Below are 5,808 nucleotides of genomic sequence, written 5' to 3'. Positions count from 1 at the left end.
AGCAACGAGCAGATGGAAGAGTACGTTGAGAAGAACAATATCTGCTGTCCAACATGTGGTAAGCACAACTTCACAGGCATCAGACAGTTCAACCTTATGTTCAAGACATTCCAGGGTGTAACTGAGGATGCCAAGAACACTGTATACCTGAGACCGGAGACTGCACAGGGTATATTTGTCAACTTCAAGAATGTACAGAGAACTTCAAGAAAGAAGGTTCCATTTGGAATTGGCCAGATAGGAAAGTCATTCAGAAATGAGATAACACCTGGTAACTTCACATTCAGAACAAGAGAGTTCGAGCAGATGGAGCTTGAGTTCTTCTGCAAGCCGGGTACAGATATGGAGTGGTTTGAGTACTGGAGAAGCTTCTGTATCAACTGGCTCAAGGATCTCGGAATCAAGGATGATGAGATGAGAGCCCGTGACCATTCACCTGAGGAGCTTTGTTTCTACTCCAAGGGAACAACAGATATCGAGTATTTATTCCCATTTGGATGGGGTGAGCTCTGGGGAATCGCTGACAGAACAGATTACGATCTGACACAGCACCAGAATACATCAGGAGAGTCCATGGAGTACTTCGATGACGAGACAAAGGAGAAGTACATTCCATATGTAATCGAGCCATCACTTGGTGCTGACCGTGTTACACTGGCATTCCTGTGTGCTGCATATGACGAGGAGAACATCGGAACAGAGGAGAAGCCAGACATCCGTACAGTCCTTCATTTCCACCCACAGCTTGCACCGGTTAAGATCGGTGTGCTTCCACTTTCCAAGAAGCTCAACGAGGGTGCAGAGAAGATTTATGCAGAGCTTTCAAAGTACTACAACTGTGAGTTCGATGACAGAGGCAACATAGGTAAGAGATATAGAAGACAGGATGAGATAGGAACACCGTTCTGTGTAACATATGATTTCGATTCTGTTGAGGATGGAGCAGTCACAGTTCGTGACAGAGATACCATGGAGCAGGAGAGAGTCAAGATTGAAGATCTGAAGGCTTACTTTGAGAAGAAATTTGAATATTAATTGATGGTGTGACCGGAGATAATACGGGACACTGAATTACAGGAGGCATTAAGATGCATAGTAAAGAGTTATTTTCAGAATACGAGGCAAATGTAAGATCGTACAGCAGAAGTTTCCCAGAGATATTTACAAAGGCCAAGGGAGCCAAGATGTATGACGAGAATGGTAAGGAGTATATAGACTTCTTCGCAGGAGCAGGCGCGCTGAACTATGGTCATAACAATGATTATATAAAGGAGAAGGTTATCGATTACATCCAGAGCGATGGAATCATGCATTCTCTTGACATGATGACAGCACCAAAGGCTGAATTCATCGAGTTTTTTGAGAAAAAGGTCCTTGAGCCTAGAGGACTTGATTACAAGATCATGTTCGCAGGTCCTACAGGAACAAATGCAGTTGAGTCACTCTTAAAGCTTGCACGTAAGGTCAAGAAGAGAGAGATGATCTGGGCATATATGGGTTGTTTCCATGGTATGACACTTGGCTCAATATCACTTACAAGTGATGCTGCAAGCCGTGCAGGAGCAGGCGTTGGACTTGACAACGTATACCACATTCCAGCTCCTTACATGTTCCCAGAGCTTGATACGATCAAGTTCATGCAGACACTTCTTGATGACGATCATTCAGGTGTTGAGAAGCCTGCAGCAATCTTTATCGAGACAGTACAGGCAGATGGTGGTGTAAATGTATTCTCAGTAGAGTACCTCAAGGCACTCCGTGAGTTCTGTGATAAGAACGATATCCTTATGGTTGTTGATGACGTACAGGTAGGCTGTGCAAGAACAGGTACATTCTTCTCATTTGAGAGAGCAGGAATCAAGCCTGATATGTTCTCACTTTCAAAGTCAATCGGCGGATACCCATTCCCTATGGGACTTGCAATGTTCAAGCCGGAGTATGATCTCTGGAAGCCGGGTGAGCATTCAGGTACATTCCGTGGAATCCAGCTCTCAATGGTAGCTGCAAAGGCAGGACTTGAGTTCATGCTTGACAACAACATCGAGGCAGAGACAAGACGTAAGGGCGAGATAGTTAGGAGTATCTTGAGAAGAATATAGACGGCGATCCAAATGTAATTGCAACACGTGGTATCGGACTCCTCTGGGGCGTAGAGGTTAAGGACGATGCAACAGCAGGTGCCATCACAGCAAGAGCTTTCAAGAAGGGTCTTGTAATAGAGAGAGCTGGCCGTGACAACGCGGTCATCAAGATCATGCCACCACTTATCATCTCAGATGAGGATCTTATTGCAGGTCTTGATATTCTCAAGGCAGCTATTGATGGTGAGTAATTTGTAATTTAATGAGCATTGTGACAGTTGTAATTGCGCAAGACTGATATAATGCGAATATCCACATGAAGCCGATAGGCGACATGATATAAAGTTAAACATAGGCTGCGGAGTTTTCCGCAGCCTATGTTTTTGGTGGGATGAATAGGGCTGTGCGGGCAGTTTGCCAATTTGGAAATTTTTGAATACTGGTCAGCGAAGATCAGTTGTTGGTCTGTTTCAGGTCGGCACACAAATGTTGCTGTAATTAAGCGTAATATAATGGAATATACATATAATTCAACTATATGTAAAAATGGACTGGTTTATACACAAAATATAGAAAAAAGAGTTTGCTAATGTTGACATATATGTTATAATCAGTCTAGCGCGTGTGGAGACTTCACGGGGACTTCACACCATGAAATATAAAGTTTACGTAGGAGGTAACAAACAAATGGCAAACAAGTGGGTTTATATGTTTAGCGAAGGCGACATGACCATGCGTAATCTTCTCGGTGGTAAGGGTGCAAACCTTGCAGAGATGACAGCAATTGGTCTTCCAGTTCCACAGGGTTTCACAATTACAACAGAGGCTTGTACTCAGTACTATGAGGATGGCCGTAAGATCAATGACGAGATCATGGCTCAGGCTATGGATGGCGTTAAGAAGATGGAGGAGATCAACGGCAAGAAGTTCGGAGATCTTGAGAATCCATTACTTGTATCAGTTCGTTCAGGTGCAAGAGCATCTATGCCAGGTATGATGGATACAATCCTTAACCTTGGTCTTAACGATGACGTTGTTGCAGCTATGATAGCACACAACCCAGATCCAGCATTCGAGCGTTTCGTATACGATTCATACAGACGTTTCATCCAGATGTTCTCAGACGTTGTTATGGAAGTTGGTAAGAAGTACTTCGAGCAGCTCATCGACAAGATGAAGGAAGAGAAGGGTGTTAAGTTCGATGTAGAGCTTACAGCACAGGATCTCAAGACACTTGCTGAGCAGTTCAAGGCAGAGTACAAGAACCAGTTAGGAACAGATTTCCCTTCAGACCCAGTTGAGCAGTTAAAGTTAGCTATCGAGGCTGTATTCCGTTCATGGGATAACCCACGTGCGAACGTATACAGAAGAGACAACGATATCCCTTATTCATGGGGTACAGCAGTTAACGTAATGCCTATGGTATTCGGTAACCTGAACAATGAGTCTGGTACAGGTGTTGCATTTACTCGTGACCCTGCAACAGGTGAGAAGAAGCTTATGGGTGAGTTCCTTATCAATGCACAGGGCGAGGACGTTGTTGCCGGTGTTCGTACACCAATGCCAATCGCTCAGATGGAGCAGGAGTTCCCAGATGCTTATGCAGAGTTCATCAAGGTTTGTGAGACTCTTGAGAATCACTACCATGATATGCAGGATATGGAGTTCACAGTTGAGAACAAGAAGCTTTACATGCTTCAGTGTAGAAATGGTAAGAGAACAGCTCAGGCAGCTCTTCAGATCGCTTGTGACCTTGTTGATGAGGGACATAAGACAGAGGAAGAGGCAGTTGCAATGATCGATCCTCGTAACCTTGATACACTTCTTCACCCACAGTTTGATGCAGCAGCTCTTAAGGCAGCTACACCAATGGGCAAGGGACTTGGCGCTTCACCAGGTGCTGCTTGTGGTAAGATCGTATTCACAGCTGACGATGCTGAGGCATGGGCAGCTAGAGGCGAGAAGGTAGTTCTTGTACGTCTTGAGACATCACCAGAGGATATCACAGGTATGAAGTCAGCACAGGGTATTCTTACAGTTCGTGGTGGTATGACATCACACGCTGCAGTTGTTGCCCGTGGTATGGGTACATGCTGTGTATCAGGTTGTGGCGATATCGTTATGGACGAGGAGAACAAGAAGTTCACACTCGCTGGCAAGGAATTCCATGAGGGAGATTACATCTCAATCGATGGTACAACAGGTAACATTTACGATGGAGTTATCAAGACAGTTGATGCTCAGATCGCAGGAACATTCGGCCGTGTTATGGCATGGGCTGATAAGTATAGAACACTTAAGGTTAGAACAAATGCAGATACACCAGCAGATGCTAAGAAGGCACGTGAGCTTGGTGCAGAGGGTATCGGTCTTTGCCGTACAGAGCATATGTTCTTTGATCCAGAGAGAATCGCAGCATTCCGTGAGATGATCTGCTCTGATACAGTAGAAGAGAGAGAGGAAGCTCTTAATAAGATCCTTCCATATCAGCAGGGAGACTTCAAGGCTCTTTATGAGGCACTTGAGGGTAACCCAGTTACTATCAGATTCCTGGATCCACCTCTTCATGAGTTCGTTCCAACAGAGGAGGCTGACATTGAGAAGCTTGCTGCTGCTAAGAACAAGAGCGTTGAGGAGATTAAGGCACTTTGCAACTCACTCCATGAGTTCAACCCTATGATGGGTCACAGAGGATGCCGTCTTGCTGTAACATATCCAGAGATCGCTAAGATGCAGACAAAGGCTGTTATCCGTGCAGCAATCGAGGTTCAGAAGGAGCATCCAGATTGGACAGTTGAGCCAGAGATCATGATCCCACTTGTATGTGAGGTTAAGGAGCTTAAGTACGTTAAGAAGGTAGTTGTTGAGACAGCTGACGCTGAGATCGCTGCTGCTGGCGTAGATCTTAAGTATGAGGTTGGTACAATGATCGAGATCCCAAGAGCAGCTCTTACAGCTGATGAGATCGCTAAGGAAGCTGACTTCTTCTGCTTCGGTACAAACGACCTTACACAGATGACATTCGGATTCTCAAGAGATGATGCTGGTAAGTTCTTAAATGCTTACTATGATGCTAAGATCTTCGAGAACGATCCATTTGCTAAGCTTGATCAGACAGGTGTTGGTAAGCTCATGGATATGGCAGTTAAGCTTGGTAAGCCAGTTAATCCAAAGCTTCACATCGGTATCTGTGGTGAGCACGGTGGAGATCCTTCATCAGTTGAGTTCTGCCACAAGATTGGTCTTGATTATGTATCATGTTCACCATTCAGAGTACCTATCGCTAGACTTGCTGCTGCTCAGGCTGCAATCGCTAACAAGTAGGAAAGATTTCGTTTGTAAAATCTATCTTTGATAATCAGGGGGGGAATTCCAAATATTGGGTTTTCCCCTTTTTTATTGGGTTTTCTAAGGGTTCTATCTCTAACTAAGATATAGAGTCCTTTTATTTTATACAAAATTCTTAAAGGAGGTTCGAGGTTATGAACAACACAGCGTTAAGAGCACAGGACATTTTGCAGGGAGAAATTAGCGAGGGCGAGATACAGGGACAGTTATCACAAGTCACTCATTTACATACTTGGAATACCATCTGCCGTCTTTTCTTTTCCGAATGTTTTCACCATGTTGTGGCATTTTCAATCCTCCTACCATAAGTTTGACCATAGATAAAAGGATAATTGTATCAATTATCCTTTTATCTACAAAAATAAATGCGATTTTGTGC

General features: G+C 44.2%; 4 protein-coding genes and 1 pseudogene. All 5 read left to right on the top strand.

Features of this window, described 5'->3' with window-relative positions; all coding sequences use genetic code 11:
- The coding region (locus tag CCU_RS07325; protein ID WP_208896084.1) for a glycine--tRNA ligase at positions 1 to 1,035 on the top strand (1,035 nt) is incomplete at its 5' end.
- Between the two features lie 53 nt (positions 1,036 to 1,088).
- Positions 1,089 to 2,099 (top strand): diaminobutyrate--2-oxoglutarate transaminase, encoded by a 1,011-nt coding sequence (locus tag CCU_RS07320; RefSeq protein ID WP_015534135.1) that lies wholly within the window; start codon positions 1,089 to 1,091, stop codon positions 2,097 to 2,099.
- On the top strand, positions 2,096 to 2,332 hold the full coding sequence (locus tag CCU_RS14750; protein WP_334290612.1) for an aminotransferase class III-fold pyridoxal phosphate-dependent enzyme: 237 nt from the start codon (positions 2,096 to 2,098) through the stop codon (positions 2,330 to 2,332). Before CCU_RS07320 ends, CCU_RS14750 begins: the two co-directional genes overlap by 4 nt.
- 436 nt (positions 2,333 to 2,768) lie before the next feature.
- Positions 2,769 to 5,405 carry a pyruvate, phosphate dikinase gene (gene ppdK, locus CCU_RS07315; RefSeq protein WP_015534133.1) on the top strand — a complete coding sequence of 879 codons (2,637 nt, stop codon included), beginning with the start codon at positions 2,769 to 2,771 and terminating at the stop codon, positions 5,403 to 5,405.
- 189 nt (positions 5,406 to 5,594) lie between these two features.
- Positions 5,595 to 5,753, top strand: a pseudogene (locus tag CCU_RS14950) (DUF6075 family protein); the annotation flags it as partial.
- Positions 5,754 to 5,808 lie beyond the last annotated feature (55 nt).

Origin of the sequence: Coprococcus sp. ART55/1, assembly GCF_000210595.1 — a bacterium.
GTDB lineage: Bacteria > Bacillota > Clostridia > Lachnospirales > Lachnospiraceae > Coprococcus > Coprococcus aceti.
The sequence above is the reverse complement of the archived record's forward strand: the minus strand, read 5'-3'. Positions and strand labels throughout refer to the sequence as shown.